Genomic DNA, 13,896 nt, shown 5'->3' with positions numbered 1-13,896 from the left:
TCCGTCACGGACGGCCCGTGCGCCCCCGCCTCACGGGCCGCGGGTGACGGATCGGTCCGCCCTAGCGAGGGCGCCGTCGACGAGCCCGACGACGCGGTCGGCATCGGCCAGCACGGAGGGGTCGTGCGAGACGCAGACCACGGTCGCGCCGCGGTCCGCCTCCGCACGCAGGACCGACCGGATCCGCTCCGCACTCGCCGAGTCGAGGCCGGTGGTGGGCTCGTCCAGGAGCAGCAGGCCGGCCCCGCGGGCGAGCCCCTGGGCGAGGAGCGCCCGCTGCCGCTGACCGCCGGAGAGCACCGCGAAGGGCTCCCGGGCGAGCGCGGCGATCTCCATCCGCTCGAGCGCGGTGGCGATCGCGTCCGCCGCGCGCGCGTCGCTGCGGCGGAGGCGGCCGAGCCGGCCCCAGGTGCCCACCGCGACCACGTCGCGCACCGTCACCGGGAGGCGGTCCGGGATCGACGCCCGCTGCGGCACGAAGGCGATCGCTCCGGTGACGTCCCGCGTGCCGGACGTCAGTGGACGCACTCCCGCGATCACCTCCAGGAGCGTCGACTTGCCGGCGCCGTTCGGCCCGGCGATCACGGTGAGCGAGCGCGCGGCGACGTCGAGATCGACCCCCGCGAGAGCGCGGCGGGAGCCGAAGTCGACGTGAGCGCCTCGGAGGCGGACCGGGGGCTCGGGCAGGAGGGAGACGTCCATCCCGACGAGCGTACAGGAGTGATAACTGTTCTCATTATCGTGTACGGTCGGGCACCATGCCCAGCCTCCTCGCCGGAATCCTCGAGCCGTTCGCTCTCGACTTCCTCCAGCGCGCCCTCCTCGGCGGCGTCCTCGTCGCGGTCCTCTGCGGCGTCGTCGGCACCTGGGTGGTCCTCCGCGGGATGGCCTTCCTCGGCGAGGCGCTCGCCCACGGGATGCTCCCCGGCGTCGCCCTCGCGACGGTGCTCGGCGCGCCCGTCCTCGTGGGCGGCGCAGCCAGCGCGGTGCTGATGAGCCTCGGCATCGCGGCCCTGCAGCGGCGCGGACGACTGTCCTACGACACCAGCATCGGCCTGCTCTTCGTCGCCATGCTGGCGCTGGGGGTCATCGTGATCTCGCACTCGGGCAGCTTCGCCACGGACGCGACCTCGATCCTCTTCGGCGACATCCTCGCGATCACTCCCGTCGACATCGGGCTGCTCGCCGCCGCCGCCGGAGTCGGCCTCCTCGTCGCAGCGGCCTTCCACCGCCCGCTCGTCGCCCTGGCGCTGGATCCGCGCATCGCCGCGGTGCTCGGCCTCGGTCCGCGCTCGGCTCAGGGCGCGCTGGTCGGCCTGGTGACCCTCGCCGTCGTCGCCTCCTACCAGGCGGTCGGCTCGCTCCTCGTCGTCGGGCTCCTGCTGGCTCCCGCGGTGGCCGCCGGTCACTGGACCACCCGCATCCCGACCCGGATGCTGCTCGCGTCGATCCTCGGCGCGGCCTCCGTGCTCGTCGGCCTGCTCGTCTCCTGGCACGCGGCCACGGCCGCGGGCGCCTCGGTCGCCGGCACGGCCATCGCGGTCGCCGCGGTGTCCTGGGCGGTCCGCTCGGCCGCGTCGGCCCTCGCGTCCCGGTCGGGCCCTCAGCCGGTCGCCGCATGAGGCCCTGCCGGCACCGCTCCTCCCCCGCTCACCCTCGAAAGGACTCCGTGCACTCCCGAACCACCGCCTCCACCGTCCTCCTGGGCGCTCTCGCGCTGGGCCTGGCCGCCTGCTCGACCGATGCCTCCGCGCCGGCCGCGGACGACACGGGCTCCGGCCACGGCGCCGTCGCGAACGCCGCCGAGCTCGCCGAGCCGCGCCTGGGGCTGACGTCGATCGACCCGTCGGGCGCCGTGTCGCACCTCGACCTCCTCGACGAGACGGTCACCGGCCTCGGCACCATCGGCGCACCGAGCGCGATGACGACCGACGGCCGCTACCTCTTCGCCCAGACCGATGCGGGCGTCGAGATCGTCGACAGCGGCGTGTGGACCTGGGACCACGTGGACCACTTCCACTACTACCGCGCGGACCCCCGCCTGATCGGCACGGTCGAGGGCTCCGGGACGGCCGTCGTCGCCACGACGAACCTCTCGACCACCGGCGGAACCGGACTCTTCTTCCCCGACTCCGGCGAGGCGGTCCTCCTCGACACCGAGGCGCTGTCGAAGGGGGCGATCGTCGAGCGGTTCCGGAAGGACGTCGAGCCCGGACCCGGGATGGTCGTGCCCGTCGGCTCGTCCGCACTGGTGACCGAGGGGTCCGGATCCGGAGCGGCCGTCGCCGGCTACGACTCGGACGGCGAGCCGACGGGCCTCCGCGAGGCCTGCCCCGACCCCGCCGGGACGATCACCACCCGCGTCGGCGCCGTCATCGGCTGCTCCGACGGCGCACTCCTGGCGTCGATCGAGGACGAGGAGCTCATCGTCGAGCGGATCCCCTACCCCGCCGGCACCACCGCGCCACCCGCCGCCTCCTTCGACAACCGCGAGGGCCGCCCCACGGTCGCCGGCCTCGCCGGGGACGCGGGCATCTGGCTCCTCGACACCCGGGAGCGCTCCTGGAGCCTCCTCCCCTCTCCCGCCCCGCTGGCGCAGGTCACCGCGGTGGACGACGCGGACGAGACCGTCCTCGCCCTCGCCGCCGACGGCCGCGTGCTGGTGCTCGACGGCTCCGACGGTGCGGTCCTCGCCGAGACCGCGCCCCTCGTCGCGGACACGACCGCGGACGGCTCGCGGCCCGTCCTGATCGCCGACCAGCAGCGGGCCTACCTCAGCGCGCCCGCCGAGCGGAAGCTGCACGAGATCGACTACGCGGACGGCGCGCGCCTCGCCCGCACCTTCGAGACCGCCACCGAGCCGGCCTTCACGGCGGAGACGGGCCGATGAGGCGCCGCTGGGCCCTCGCGTCCGCCGCGGCGGTCCTGCTCCTGTCGGGCTGCACGTCCGCGGAGGAGGACGAGAGGCCCCTCGTCATCGTCTCCACCAACATCCTCGGCGACGTCGTGGGCGAGCTCGTCGGCGACGAGGCGCAGGTCGTCACGCTGATGAAGCCCGACGCCGACCCGCACTCCTTCGAGATCTCGGCGCAGGAGGCGGCGCGCCTGCGCTCCGCCGACCTCGTCGTCTCGAACGGGCTCGGACTCGAGGAGGGCCTGCAGCAGCACCTCGACGAGGCCTCCGGTGAGGACGTCCCCGCGTTCGTCGCCGGCGACGCCGTCGACGTCCTCGACTACAGCGAGGGCGACGCGGAGGGGAGCCCGGACTCGCACTTCTGGACGGACCCCGGCCGGATGATCGACGTCGTCGACTCCCTCGGGCCCGTGCTCGCCGCGCTCGACGGCGTCGATCCGGCCGCCGTCCGGGACCGGACGGCCGGCTACCGCGCCGAGCTCGAGCGGCTCGACTCCGAGATGGCCGCGGCGTTCGCCGCGATCCCCGCCGAGCGCCGCGCCCTCGTCACCAACCACCACGTCTTCGGGTACCTCGCCGACCGCTTCGACTTCGACGTCGTCGGCGCCGTCATCCCGGGAGGCACGACCCTCGCGGCGCCGTCCGCCTCCGACCTCGCCGATCTCGTCGACGCGGTCGAGCAGACCGGCGTCCCCACGATCTTCGCGGAGTCCTCGTCTCCCGACCGCCTGGTCCAGGCGCTCGCGAGCGAGGCCGACATCCGCGTGGAGGTGGTCGAGCTGTTCACGGAGTCCCTGACGGGGCCCGAGGGCGGCGCTCCCGACTACCTCGCCATGATGCGCGTCAACACGCAGCGCATCGCCACCGGGCTCTCCCCGTGAGCCCTCCGATCCACCACCAGGAAGAAGAAGCACCCATGCAGAATCCCCACGTCCGGCGGGCGGGCCTCGCCCTGATCGCCGCCTGCTCGATCACGGTCCTCGCGGCCTGCTCGTCGAGCTCGACCCCGGCCGCCGAGTCCTCGGCGTCCACCGCACCGGCCACCGAGGCCGCGGCGGCCGCCGGCGCCCGCGTCGCCGTCGCCTACGAGGGCGGCATCCTCGTCCTCGACGGCGAGACCCTCGAGACCGTCGCGGACATGGACTCCGAGGAGTTCACCCGCCTCAACCCCGCCGGCGACGACCGCCACGTCATGGTCACCATGAGCGAGGGGTTCCAGCTCCTCGACACCGCCGCCGGCACCGGCGGCGAGCCGGAGCTGACGGACATCGTCTTCCCCGCGGACACCCCGGGCCACGTCGTCCGGCACGCCGGGAAGACCGTCCTCTACGCCGACGGCACGAGCGACACGACCGTCCTCGAGACCGCCGACCTGGCGTCCTCGGACGGGATGCCCGAGACCGAGACCATCCCGGGAGTCGAGGCGCACCACGGCGTCTCGATCGTCCTCGAGGACGGCACCTTCCTCACCACGGTCGGTGATGCCGACGGGCGCAACGGCATCGAGGTGCGCGACGCCTCCGGCGCCGTGACGGCCACGAACGACCAGTGCCCCGGAGTCCACGGAGAGGGCACGGCCGAGAACGAGGTCGTCGTCTTCGGCTGCGAGAACGGCGCCCTGGTCTACGACGGCGGCGAGATCACGAAGCTCGAGGCTCCGGACCAGCCGTACGGCCGCATGGGCAACGCCTGGGTCAGCGAGACCAGCCCGATCATCGTCGGCGACTACAAGGACGACCGCGACGCCGAGGGCTACCTCCTGCACCGCGTGGCGCTGATCGACACCGAGGCGAAGACCCTCGACGTCGTCGACCTGCCCGAGGGCGTCGAGTACACCTTCCGCGGCGTCGCCCGCGGCCCCGACGACCTGGCGTACATGATTGCCTCGGACGGCGCGATCCACGTCCTCGACCCCGAGACCGGCGAGCTGACCGCCTCCTACCCCGTCGTCGACGCCTGGGAGAGCCCGGTCGAGTGGCAGGACCCGCACCCCGCGATCACGGTCGCCGGGGACATCGCCTACGTGACCGACCCGGCCGCCGACAGCATCCACGCCGTCGACCTCACCACGGGAGAGGTCGTCGCCACGGGCGAGCTCGACGTCACGCCGAACGAGATCGCCGTCGCCGCGAGCTGACCATCGGCACGGAGGAGGGGCGCGGGGCCGTGGGCTCCGTGCCCCTCCTGTTCACCTGGAGGGGCCAGGATCTCCGCATGACGACCGACTTCGATCTCGACCAGGTGGTGCGCGACGTGACCGCGAACGTGCGCAAGAAGTTCCCCGACCACTCCGAGGAGCAGGTCGCGCCGCTCGTGCGCGAGGAGCTCGCGGACCTGCAGGACCGGCCCGTGCAGGACTACCTGACGGTGCTCACGGAGCGAGCGGTCAAGCGCCGCCTCAAGCGCGAGGCGCGCGGGGAGTAGACCGGGTCAGGCGAGCGCCCGCTCGATCGACGCCCGCAGCGCCGGAGCCGGCCGGAGCGCACCCGCCTCCTCCGCTTCGAGGAGCGCCTGCGCGTCCGCCGGGCTGTGCTCGCGGTACCAGCGGTCGACCGGGACGCCGTGCCCGGGCCGGCTCAGCATCTCGACGGCGTCGCCCGCCTCCACCGATCCGCGGTGCAGCACCCGCAGGTACGCGCCGGTGCGCCCCTCGTCGGCGAAGCGCTTCACCCACTGAGGCTCTCCGAGGGCCCGCTGGAACGTCGCGCACGGCGTCCGCGGCATCGTCACCTCGACCTCGACCGCCTCGCCGATCCGCCAGCGCTCGCCGATCACGGCTCCGCTCACGTCGAGGCCCGCGATCCGCAGGTTCTCGCCGAACATCCCCGCGGCAACGGGCCGCCCCAGGCGCTCCGCCCACCAGAGCGCGTCCTCGTCGGAGTAGGCGTAGAGCGCCTTGTCGAGGCCGCCGTGGTGCGCGCGATCGGCCTGCACGTCGCCGTAGAGGCCCAGGTCGCGCACTCCGACGGGACCCTCGACCGGCCGCTTGTCGATCGCGGTCACGCCGACCGTGCCGGAGTCGGGCAGGAGGCGGGCGACGCGGCACACGGCGAGCAGGCGGGGCATGCCGCCATGGTGCCAGCACTAGGCTCGCCGCGTGCGCGACGCGACCGCTCCTCCCCGGCTCGACCCCCTCCTCCTCGACGGCCTCGCCGAGGGGTACGCCGGGGACACGGGCGCCCGGGAGCACGCCGAAGGACTGCGCTTCGCCGGCACCGACCTCACCGGCGCCGATCTCACCGCGGCCTCCTTCAGCGAGTGCGTGCTGGAGGGAGTGGTCCTGGACGGCGCCCAGCTGCGGGCCGCGTCGATCGCGGAGTCGCGGCTCGAGCGGCTGGACGTCCCCGGGCTCTCGGCGCCGCGGAGCCGGCTCCGATCCGTCGAGCTGCTCGCCTCGCGGCTGGGCTCGGCCGAGCTCTACGAGAGCACCTGGGAGCAGGTGCGCGTGGCCGACTGCAAGCTCGGCTACCTGAACCTCCGCGGAGCCGCGGTGCGCGACGTGCTGCTCGAGCGCTGCACGATCGACGAGCTCGACCTGGCGGGTGCGACCGGCACGCGGCTGCGCCTGGTCGACTGCGACGTCCGCTCCCTCGATCTCTCCCGGGCCCGGATCGAGCACCTCGATCTGCGCGGCGCCGAGCTGCACGTGCTCACCGGGCTGGACGGCCTCCGCGGCGCCACCCTCTCCGAGCTGCAGCTCAGCCTCCTGCTGCCGCTGTTCGCGGAGCACTTCGGGGTGCGGGTGGGCTGAGCCGCCGGTCCGCCTAGCGCCGGCGGGCGATCAGCCGCGTCAGAGCGCGGCGGCCGAGGAGGAACACGGCCAGCACGACGGCCGTCACGATCACGAAGCTCCACTGCACGCCCTGCCCGGAGGCGATCCGCAGGAGCATCCCGCCCGCGACGGTCACGGCCCAGACGACGAGCCCGGCGGGCACGATCCGGTCCGGGGAGCGCCACGAGCGCGTGACGACCCAGCCGAGCAGGAGCGCCGCCAGGAACGGCCAGAGCGTGGTGAGCAGGCCGATCAGCGCCGACCCCTCGTCGTGGCTCCCGCGGCCGATCAGCACGAAGACCAGGACGAGCACGGCGTCGAGGGCGAAGCCGAGCCCCGCGTGCCGGGTCATGCGGGCTCCGTCACGAAGTCGATGAGCTGCTCGACCCGGCCCAGCAGCGCCGGCTCCAGGTCCTGGAAGGTGCGCACCCGGCCGAGGATGCGCTGCCAGGCGCGCGCGATGTCGGCCTGCTCCTCGTGCGGCCAGCCGAGCGCCTCGCAGATCCCGTGCTTCCACTCGGTTCCGCGAGGGATCTCGGGCCAGCGCTCCAGGCCGATCCGGCCGGGCTTCACGGCCTGCCAGACGTCGATGTAGGGGTGGCCGACGACGAGGACGTGGGCGCCGTGCGGACCGGCGGCGACCTGCTCGGCGATCCGCGACTCCTTCGAGCCGCGCACCAGGTGGTCGACGAGCACGCCGATGCGGCGCCCCGGACCGGGCCGGAACTCGCGCACCAGCTCGTCGAGGTTGTCGACGCCCTCGATGTACTCGACGACGACGCCCTCGACCCGCAGGTCGTGGCCCCAGACCTTCTCGACCAGCTCGGCGTCGTGCCGACCCTCGACGTAGATGCGGCTGGGCAGGGCGACCCGCGCCTTCGCGTCGGCGACGTGGAAGGAGCCGGAGGCGGAGCGCGCGCGACCGAGGCCGGCGTCGCGCTTCAGCCCGGGCGCCTTGAGCGACACGGGCTTCCCCTCGAGGAGGAACCCGGGCCCCAGCGGGAACACGCGGACCTTGCCGAACCGGTCCTCCAGCCGCACCATCCGCAGCTCCACGCCGAGCACGGCACCCACGAAGCCGGAGGCGACCTCCTCGACCACCAGATCGCGCTCGGCCTCGACCACCGCCACCTCGACCCTGCCGCGGGCGCGCCAGTCGCCGGCGAGCACGTCCTGCCCGTACCTGTCCTCGTCCATCGCACCGAGGGTAGCCGGAGGCGCGCGGGGCGCCGCGCGGACACGGCGCATGCACCTCTGCTTACATGAGCAGATGACCGAGGACCTCGAACCCGCCGCCGAGCTCTTCAAGGTGCTGTCCTCCTCCTCCCGGCTGCGCCTGCTCCGGGCCCTCGCCGAGGAGACGTCGACGGTCGGGCGGCTGGCCGAGGTGACCGGGCTCTCGCAGCCGCTGGTCTCGCAGCACCTGCGGATGCTCCGCACCGCCGGGCTGGTCGCGGTCGAGCGCGTGGGCCGCGAGGCGCACTACTCCGTCGCCGACACCCACGTCACGCACATCGTCGACGACGCTGTCCGGCACGCCCTGGAGGGGTGACCTCCGTCCCTGTCGGGAACGATGATCGCTCTCGATTAGGCGCATCCATTGCAATGCGTTTATGGATCTGGTCGACTGGAGCCCGTCGCGTCCGCGGCCCCCGCATCCGGAAAGGCAGCACCATGAGCACCACCGATCTCCACGCCGAGCACCCCGTCACCGAGCACGAGCACGGCGAGGGCTGCGGCCACCCGGCCGTGCAGCACGAGGACCACGTCGACTACGTCCACGGCACGCACCACCACGCCCTGCACGGCGACCACTACGACGAGCACGAGTCGGAGGCCGAGCACTCGACCGCCGACCACGAGCACGGCGACGCCTGCGGCCACGAGACCGTGCAGCACGACGACCACGTGGACTTCGTCCACGACGGCCACAAGCACGCCGCTCACGCCGGCCACTACGACGAGCACTGAGGCCGTGCGCGACGGGAGGGCTCGCACCCTCCCGTCGGCGCTCAGCCCTGACGGGCCTTGAAGCGCGGGTTCAGCTTGTTGATCACGAAGACGCGGCCCCGGCGGCGGACCACCTGCGAGCCGGGCTGCGCCTTCATCGACCTGAGGGAGTTGCGGACCTTCACGGATGCTCCTGTCGTTAATGAGAACTGTTATCGATAGAGTAGCGGTCCATGGAGCCCCACCACCCCGCACCCCCCGTCCTCGCCGTCACCCTCGTCAGCGCGACCGACCCCCGGGACGCCGGGCGGACCGCCGCGCTCCTCGCCGGCAGGCCCGAGTCCCGGATCGCCTTCGAGGTCGATCCGCCCGGCGCCGACGGTCCCGCTCTCGCCGAGGAGCTCCACCGGCGCCTCGCGGCCGACGCCGACGACGGCCACCGCGGTCACACGGTCGTCGCCCTCGATGGCCGGGCCGACCCGCTCGAGATCGGACTCGTGCTCGAGCACCTCTGCGCGCAGCGGCATCCCGCCGACACCCGCATCGCGATCCTCGACGTGGTCGCCGTGACGTCGACGGAGGAGATCCTGCGCGTGCTCTGCGGCGGCGCGGGCCCCTCCTTCGACTCGGCGGAGCGCCTCGCCGCCCGCCTGGAGTTCTCGAGCCTCATCGCCCTCGCCGAGCCCCTCTCCGAGAGCGACCCCGAGCGGACCGCACTCGTCCGCGACCTCCTGCGAGCACTCGCCCCCACCGCCGATCTCCTCCCCGCCGGTGAGCTCCCGGCGGCGCCACGGAGGCTCCACCCCCGGCGCGCGCACGCGATCGCCTCCTCGATGGGCTGGCAGTGCGCCCTCAACGGGACCTCGCGGCGCCGCGCCTCGGGCACGACCGTCGAGGAGTTCGTGTTCCGCGATCCGCTGCCCTTCCACCCCGGCCGCCTGAGCACGGCGGTCCACGGGGAGCTGGTGGCGGAGAAGGTGGGCCGCATCCTCCGCTCCCGCGGCCTGGTGCGCCTGGCGACGCGCGCCGACCGGGTCGGCTCGTGGTCGGTCGCCGGCGACGTGCTGACGCTGGACCCGACCAGCCTGCTCAGCTGGGACGAGGACGCGCCTCTCGGCCAGGAGCTCGCCTTCTTCGGGACGGGCCTGGACACCGGGAGGCTGACCGCCGTCCTGCAGAGCTGCCTGCTCACCCCCGAGGAGCTGCTGGCCATCCCCGCCGCCTGGGCGGAGTACGCGGACCCCTTCCCGCGCTGGGTGGACGAGCACCGGCACTGAGCCGGGCGTCCTCCGCCGCGCGGGACTCGACGAGCGCGACCCGGCCCCTGCTTCCGAGCGCCGCCCGCCCCGCGCCAGCCGACCGTGCGCCGGGAGTGTGACGCGCGGAGGCTCCCGCCGGGCGGCGGGTGGGTAGGCTGACCGGACAGCACGTGCTCCGGGGTCGGTGGGAATTCCGAACCGGCGGTCACAGTCCGCGAGCCGCAGCCCCTCGAGAGGGGCGGCGGTTGACCTGGTGGAACTCCAGGACCGACGGTGAAAGTCCGGAGGAGAGGCAGCACGAGCGTCGCGCATCACCGCGCGATGCTGAGCGACGGTGCCCGCGCACCGTCGATCGAGACCCCGGAGTTCGGCGACGAACGGAAGAACCGGGAATGACGATCGACTACGAGCACGCGATGCGCCGGGCGCTGGCGCTCGCCGAGCGCGGGCCCGCCCGCGGACCCAACCCGCGCGTGGGCTGCGTGATCCTCGCGCCCGACGGCACCGTCCTCGGCGAGGGCTGGCACCACGGAGCCGGCACCGCGCACGCCGAGGTCGACGCCCTGTCGCACGTCGCGGCGGGCGCCGCCGAGGGCGCGACGGCCGTCGTCTCGCTCGAGCCGTGCGACCACACCGGGCGCACGGGTCCCTGCAGCCGCGCCCTGATCGAGGCGGGCGTCTCCCGCGTCGTCTACGCCGTGCCGGACCCGGGCGAGCGCTCGGCCGGCGGCGGTCGCACCCTCCGCGAGGCCGGCGTCGAGGTGATCGAGGGCGTGCTCGCCGAGGAGGGAGAGCAGTTCCTCCACCCGTGGCTCACCGCGACCCGCCTGCACCGCCCCTTCGTCACGCTCAAGTGGGCCTCGACCCTCGACGGCCGCACCGCGGCGGCGGACGGCAGCAGCCGCTGGATCACCGGAGCGGCGGCCCGTCAGCGCGTGCACGAGCAGCGTGCCGCGCACGACGCGATCCTCGTCGGCACCGGGACCGTCCTCGCCGACGATCCCGCGCTCACCGCCCGCGGCGACGGAGGCGAGCTCCTCGCCCACCAGCCGGTGCCCGTCGTCGTCGGCACGCGCCCCGTGCAGCCGGGCGCCCGCCTGCACGAGCACCCCCGCGCCGTCGTGGTCGAGCGCACCCGCGACCTCGCCGCGGTCCTCGCGCACCTCTACTCCGCCGAGATCCGCAGCGTCTACGTCGAGGCCGGACCGACCCTCGCCTCCGCGCTCGTCGCCGCCGGACTGGTCGACGAGTACCTCGTGTTCCTCGCGCCCGCGCTCCTCGGCGGCCCCCGCCTCGCGCTCGGCGACCTCGGCGTGGAGAGCATCGGCGGGGCCCGGCGCCTCTCCCTCCGCTCGGTCGAGATCCTCGGCGACGACCTCCTCGTGACCGCGCGCCCCGACGTCCTCCCCGCGGGCGGTGCCGGCACCCCGGCCCGCCTTCCCCACGCCCTGCAGATGGAGACCCACTGATGTTCACCGGAATCATCGAGGAGAAGGGCGTCGTGACCGCCGTCGAGGCGGGCGCCGACGCGATCCGCCTCAGCATCCGCGGGCCCCTCGCCGTCGAGGGCGTGCGGCACGGCGACTCGATCGCGGTCTCGGGCGTCTGCCTCACCGTGGTCGAGCACACCGACCAGGGCTTCACCGCCGACGTCATGGCGCAGACCCTGCGGATGTCGACCCTCGACACCGTGGGGGTCGGCGACCCCGTGAACCTCGAGCGCGCCGCGCTGGTCGGCGACCGGCTCGGCGGCCACATCGTCCAGGGCCACATCGACGGCACGGCGACGCTGCTCGCCATCGCACCGGGCGAGGCGTGGCGGGTGCTGCGGTTCTCGCTGCCGACCGGCATCGCTCCGCTCGTCGTCGACAAGGGCTCGATCGCGGTGGACGGCGTCTCGCTGACCGTCTCGGCGATCAGCCCCGCCGCCGAGCCGGAGCAGTGGTTCGAGGTCTCGCTGATCCCCGAGACGCTCGCCGTCACCACTCTGGGCGCGCGCGCGATCGGCGATCAGGTCAACATCGAGACCGACGTCCTGGCCCGCCACGTCGAGCGGATGCTCGCGCTGCGCGCGATCGCGGAGGCCCGCTCATGAGCCTCGCCACCATCCCCGAGGCCGTCGAGGCGCTGCGCGCCGGGCGCCCGATCATCGTCGCGGACGACGAGGGCCGCGAGAACGAGGGCGACGTCATCGTCTCGGCCCAGCTCGCCAGCCAGGAGACGATCGCCTGGATGGTCCGCCACTCCTCCGGGTTCATCTGCGCGCCGATGACCAACGAGATCGCCGACCGTCTCGCCCTGCCGCTGATGGTGGTCGAGAACGAGGACCCGCGCGGCACCGCCTACACGCTGTCCGTCGACGCGGCCGACCGGCTCTCCACCGGCATCAGCGCCTCCGACCGCGCGCACACCCTCCGCGTGCTGGCCGACCCCGAGGCGACCCCGTCCCGCCTGAACCGCCCCGGCCACATCCTGCCGCTGCGCGCCGTCGACGGCGGCGTGCGCGAGCGCGACGGGCACACGGAGGCGGCGGTCGACCTGATGAAGCTCGCCGGCCTGTACCCCGTGGGCGCGATCTCCGAGATCGTCGCCGAGGACGGCGAGATGATGCGGCTGCCCAGGCTGATCGCTCTCGGCGAGCGCGAGGGCGTGCCGGTGACCACGGTCGCGGCCCTCATCGCGTACCTGCAGGAGTTCCACTGCGACGCGGAGGTGCCCGTCACGGTCGCGGTCCCGGAGAGCGCGCGGGTGAGCTTCGAGGTCGAGACCACGGTGCCGACCACCCACGGCCCATTCCGCATCCGCGCCTACCGCGACCGGCAGACCGGAGCGGATCACGTCGCGATCCTCGCGGGAGAGGTCGCCGCGGGGCGGCCCGCACTGGTGCGCGTGCACTCCGAGTGCCTGACCGGCGAGGCGTTCGGCTCGCTGAAGTGCGAGTGCGGACCCCAGCTCGACGCCGCCCTCGACACGATCCAGCGGGACGGCGGCGTCGTCGTCTACCTCCGCGGGCACGAGGGCCGGGGCATCGGCCTGATCAACAAGCTGCGCGCTTACCGCCTGCAGGAGGACGGACTCGACACCCTCGACGCGAACCTCGCCCTCGGGCTCCCCGCCGACGCGCGGGACTACGGAGCGGCGGTCGGGATCCTCGAGGACCTCGGCCTCACCGAGGTGCGCCTGCTCACCAACAACCCCGAGAAGGTCCGCCAACTCACCGACCGCGGCATCGTCGTCGCCGAGCGCGTGCCGCTCGTCGTCGGAGTCGGCGCCTTCAACGAGGGCTACCTCGAGACCAAGCGCGACCGCATGGGCCACACCCTCGACAGCGTCCTCGACCACGACCCCCTCGACGCCGGGATCTCCGGCCTCGCCCTCGACGCCGGGATCGCCGGCGCCACCACGAAGGAGTAGCAATGGCCGGTAGCGGCGCCCCCACCACCTCCCCTCTCGACGGCGCGGGACTGCGCGTCGTCGTCATCGCGGGCACCTGGCACGAGCAGATCAGCGACGGCCTGATCGCCGGAGCGAGCCGAGCCCTCGACGAGGCCGGAGCATCCTGGTCGCTCGTGCGCGTGCCCGGCTCGTTCGAGCTGCCCGTCGCCTCGAAGGCGGCCCTGGAGGCGGGGGCCGACGCGGTCGTCGCCCTCGGCGTGATCATCCGCGGCGGCACCCCGCACTTCGAGTACGTCTCGGACGCCGCCACCTCCGGGCTCACCACCGTCTCGATCCTGACGGGCAAGCCGGTCGGCTTCGGCGTGCTCACCCTCGACACCGAGCAGCAGGGCATCGATCGCGCGGGCCTTCCCGGCTCGAAGGAGGACAAGGGGCGCGAGGCGGCCGAGGCGGCGGTCTCGACCGCTCTGCTCCTCCGCTCGCTGCGCAGCTGAACCACTGCGGGCGGCCCCCGTCCTGGGGCCGCCCGCACACGAACCTGGGAGAACACGGAGTAAAGTGGTCGGGTCGTCACGAGCGACCCCTCTCTCCTCCCCCTCGCCCCA

18 protein-coding genes and 1 riboswitch are annotated in these 13,896 nt (G+C 73.9%); of the genes, 13 read left to right on the top strand and 5 right to left on the bottom strand.

Features of this window, described 5'->3' with window-relative positions; translation table 11 throughout:
• Positions 1–30: 30 nt before the first annotated feature.
• Positions 31–702 carry a zinc ABC transporter ATP-binding protein AztA gene (gene aztA, locus C5C25_RS10965; RefSeq protein ID WP_104250620.1) on the bottom strand — a complete coding sequence of 224 codons (672 nt, stop codon included), beginning with the start codon at positions 700–702 and terminating at the stop codon, positions 31–33.
• A 56-nt stretch (positions 703–758) separates the two neighbouring features.
• Between aztA and aztB the strand changes: the two genes are divergently transcribed.
• The 5 genes from aztB to C5C25_RS10940 all read left to right on the top strand — a co-directional run bounded on the left by aztB (position 759) and on the right by C5C25_RS10940 (position 5,338).
• Positions 759–1,622, top strand: coding sequence for a zinc ABC transporter permease AztB (gene aztB, locus C5C25_RS10960; RefSeq protein ID WP_104250619.1), 864 nt, complete (start codon positions 759–761; stop codon positions 1,620–1,622).
• 47 nt (positions 1,623–1,669) lie between these two features.
• On the top strand, positions 1,670–2,890 hold the full coding sequence (locus C5C25_RS10955) for an ABC transporter (protein ID WP_104250618.1): 1,221 nt from the start codon (positions 1,670–1,672) through the stop codon (positions 2,888–2,890).
• On the top strand, positions 2,887–3,795 hold the full coding sequence (gene aztC / locus C5C25_RS10950) for a zinc ABC transporter substrate-binding protein AztC (protein ID WP_104250617.1): 909 nt from the start codon (positions 2,887–2,889) through the stop codon (positions 3,793–3,795). Before C5C25_RS10955 ends, aztC begins: the two co-directional genes overlap by 4 nt.
• A 35-nt stretch (positions 3,796–3,830) precedes the next feature.
• Positions 3,831–5,051, top strand: a complete 1,221-nt coding sequence (gene aztD / locus C5C25_RS10945; protein ID WP_104250616.1) for a zinc metallochaperone AztD — start codon at positions 3,831–3,833, stop codon at positions 5,049–5,051.
• A 77-nt stretch (positions 5,052–5,128) separates the two neighbouring features.
• The gene (locus C5C25_RS10940) at positions 5,129–5,338 is read left to right on the top strand and encodes a three-helix bundle dimerization domain-containing protein (RefSeq protein ID WP_104262881.1); all 210 of its coding nucleotides are present in this window, start codon (positions 5,129–5,131) and stop codon (positions 5,336–5,338) included.
• A gap of 6 nt (positions 5,339–5,344) precedes the next feature.
• Here the strand turns inward: C5C25_RS10940 and C5C25_RS10935 are convergent, their stop codons facing one another.
• Positions 5,345–5,980, bottom strand: a complete 636-nt coding sequence (locus C5C25_RS10935) for an MOSC domain-containing protein (RefSeq protein WP_104250614.1) — start codon at positions 5,978–5,980, stop codon at positions 5,345–5,347.
• A 31-nt stretch (positions 5,981–6,011) separates the two neighbouring features.
• Here C5C25_RS10935 and C5C25_RS10930 point away from each other — a divergent pair, with 31 nt between their 5' ends.
• On the top strand, positions 6,012–6,665 hold the full coding sequence (locus C5C25_RS10930; RefSeq protein WP_104233714.1) for a pentapeptide repeat-containing protein: 654 nt from the start codon (positions 6,012–6,014) through the stop codon (positions 6,663–6,665).
• Between the two features lie 13 nt (positions 6,666–6,678).
• Here C5C25_RS10930 and C5C25_RS10925 read toward each other — a convergent pair whose 3' ends face one another.
• Both C5C25_RS10925 and C5C25_RS10920 read right to left on the bottom strand, forming a co-directional pair.
• Positions 6,679–7,038, bottom strand: a complete 360-nt coding sequence (locus tag C5C25_RS10925; RefSeq protein WP_104250613.1) for a DUF3054 domain-containing protein — start codon at positions 7,036–7,038, stop codon at positions 6,679–6,681.
• Positions 7,035–7,883 carry a DUF3097 domain-containing protein gene (locus tag C5C25_RS10920; RefSeq protein ID WP_104226898.1) on the bottom strand — a complete coding sequence of 283 codons (849 nt, stop codon included), beginning with the start codon at positions 7,881–7,883 and terminating at the stop codon, positions 7,035–7,037. Before C5C25_RS10920 ends, C5C25_RS10925 begins: the two co-directional genes overlap by 4 nt.
• Positions 7,884–7,956: 73 nt before the next feature.
• Here C5C25_RS10920 and C5C25_RS10915 point away from each other — a divergent pair, with 73 nt between their 5' ends.
• Both C5C25_RS10915 and C5C25_RS16855 read left to right on the top strand, forming a co-directional pair.
• Positions 7,957–8,238, top strand: coding sequence for a helix-turn-helix transcriptional regulator (locus C5C25_RS10915; RefSeq protein WP_104222235.1), 282 nt, complete (start codon positions 7,957–7,959; stop codon positions 8,236–8,238).
• 122 nt (positions 8,239–8,360) lie between these two features.
• Complete coding sequence (locus C5C25_RS16855; protein ID WP_104222233.1) at positions 8,361–8,657, top strand: hypothetical protein; 297 nt, start codon at positions 8,361–8,363, stop codon at positions 8,655–8,657.
• 41 nt (positions 8,658–8,698) lie between these two features.
• Here the strand turns inward: C5C25_RS16855 and ykgO are convergent, their stop codons facing one another.
• A complete protein-coding gene (ykgO, locus tag C5C25_RS10905) occupies positions 8,699–8,821 on the bottom strand; it encodes a type B 50S ribosomal protein L36 (protein WP_104226896.1) in 123 nt (40 codons plus the stop codon).
• 48 nt (positions 8,822–8,869) lie between these two features.
• On the opposite strand from ykgO, the gene C5C25_RS10900 reads away from it, so the two are divergent.
• The 5 genes from C5C25_RS10900 (at position 8,870) to ribH (ending at position 13,785) form a co-directional block, all read left to right on the top strand.
• Positions 8,870–9,913: a GTP-binding protein gene (locus C5C25_RS10900; protein ID WP_104250612.1), complete on the top strand. Its 1,044-nt coding sequence runs from the start codon at positions 8,870–8,872 to the stop codon at positions 9,911–9,913.
• Positions 9,914–10,063: 150 nt separating this feature from the next.
• A riboswitch (FMN riboswitch) is annotated at positions 10,064–10,196 on the top strand.
• Positions 10,197–10,287: 91 nt separating this feature from the next.
• Positions 10,288–11,364 (top strand): bifunctional diaminohydroxyphosphoribosylaminopyrimidine deaminase/5-amino-6-(5-phosphoribosylamino)uracil reductase RibD, encoded by a 1,077-nt coding sequence (gene ribD / locus C5C25_RS10895; protein WP_258069395.1) that lies wholly within the window; start codon positions 10,288–10,290, stop codon positions 11,362–11,364.
• Positions 11,364–11,990 (top strand): riboflavin synthase, encoded by a 627-nt coding sequence (locus tag C5C25_RS10890; RefSeq protein WP_104250611.1) that lies wholly within the window; start codon positions 11,364–11,366, stop codon positions 11,988–11,990. The genes ribD and C5C25_RS10890 overlap by 1 nt, the downstream gene beginning before the upstream one ends.
• Positions 11,987–13,309, top strand: coding sequence for a GTP cyclohydrolase II (gene ribA / locus C5C25_RS10885; RefSeq protein WP_104250610.1), 1,323 nt, complete (start codon positions 11,987–11,989; stop codon positions 13,307–13,309). Before C5C25_RS10890 ends, ribA begins: the two co-directional genes overlap by 4 nt.
• 2 nt (positions 13,310–13,311) lie before the next feature.
• Positions 13,312–13,785: a 6,7-dimethyl-8-ribityllumazine synthase gene (gene ribH, locus C5C25_RS10880; protein WP_104250609.1), complete on the top strand. Its 474-nt coding sequence runs from the start codon at positions 13,312–13,314 to the stop codon at positions 13,783–13,785.
• Positions 13,786–13,896: the final 111 nt, after the last annotated feature.

The organism is Rathayibacter sp. AY2B9 (genome assembly GCF_002931595.1).
Taxonomy (GTDB): Bacteria; Actinomycetota; Actinomycetes; order Actinomycetales; family Microbacteriaceae; genus Rathayibacter.
This window is presented reverse-complemented; position numbering and strand designations above follow the sequence as displayed.

Excerpts from the sequence above, each read along its gene's own strand:
- aztA (WP_104250620.1), bottom strand. The coding sequence starts at position 702 with ATGGACGTCTCCCTCCTGCCCGAGCCCCCGGTCCGCCTCCGAGGCGCT.
- aztB (WP_104250619.1), top strand. The coding sequence starts at position 759 with ATGCCCAGCCTCCTCGCCGGAATCCTCGAGCCGTTCGCTCTCGACTTC.
- aztC (WP_104250617.1), top strand. The coding sequence starts at position 2,887 with ATGAGGCGCCGCTGGGCCCTCGCGTCCGCCGCGGCGGTCCTGCTCCTG.
- aztD (WP_104250616.1), top strand. The coding sequence starts at position 3,831 with ATGCAGAATCCCCACGTCCGGCGGGCGGGCCTCGCCCTGATCGCCGCC.
- C5C25_RS10940 (WP_104262881.1), top strand. The coding sequence starts at position 5,129 with ATGACGACCGACTTCGATCTCGACCAGGTGGTGCGCGACGTGACCGCG.
- C5C25_RS10935 (WP_104250614.1), bottom strand. The coding sequence starts at position 5,980 with ATGCCCCGCCTGCTCGCCGTGTGCCGCGTCGCCCGCCTCCTGCCCGAC.
- C5C25_RS10925 (WP_104250613.1), bottom strand. The coding sequence starts at position 7,038 with ATGACCCGGCACGCGGGGCTCGGCTTCGCCCTCGACGCCGTGCTCGTC.
- C5C25_RS10920 (WP_104226898.1), bottom strand. The coding sequence starts at position 7,883 with ATGGACGAGGACAGGTACGGGCAGGACGTGCTCGCCGGCGACTGGCGC.
- C5C25_RS10915 (WP_104222235.1), top strand. The coding sequence starts at position 7,957 with ATGACCGAGGACCTCGAACCCGCCGCCGAGCTCTTCAAGGTGCTGTCC.
- C5C25_RS16855 (WP_104222233.1), top strand. The coding sequence starts at position 8,361 with ATGAGCACCACCGATCTCCACGCCGAGCACCCCGTCACCGAGCACGAG.
- C5C25_RS10900 (WP_104250612.1), top strand. The coding sequence starts at position 8,870 with ATGGAGCCCCACCACCCCGCACCCCCCGTCCTCGCCGTCACCCTCGTC.
- ribD (WP_258069395.1), top strand. The coding sequence starts at position 10,288 with ATGACGATCGACTACGAGCACGCGATGCGCCGGGCGCTGGCGCTCGCC.
- C5C25_RS10890 (WP_104250611.1), top strand. The coding sequence starts at position 11,364 with ATGTTCACCGGAATCATCGAGGAGAAGGGCGTCGTGACCGCCGTCGAG.
- ribA (WP_104250610.1), top strand. The coding sequence starts at position 11,987 with ATGAGCCTCGCCACCATCCCCGAGGCCGTCGAGGCGCTGCGCGCCGGG.
- ribH (WP_104250609.1), top strand. The coding sequence starts at position 13,312 with ATGGCCGGTAGCGGCGCCCCCACCACCTCCCCTCTCGACGGCGCGGGA.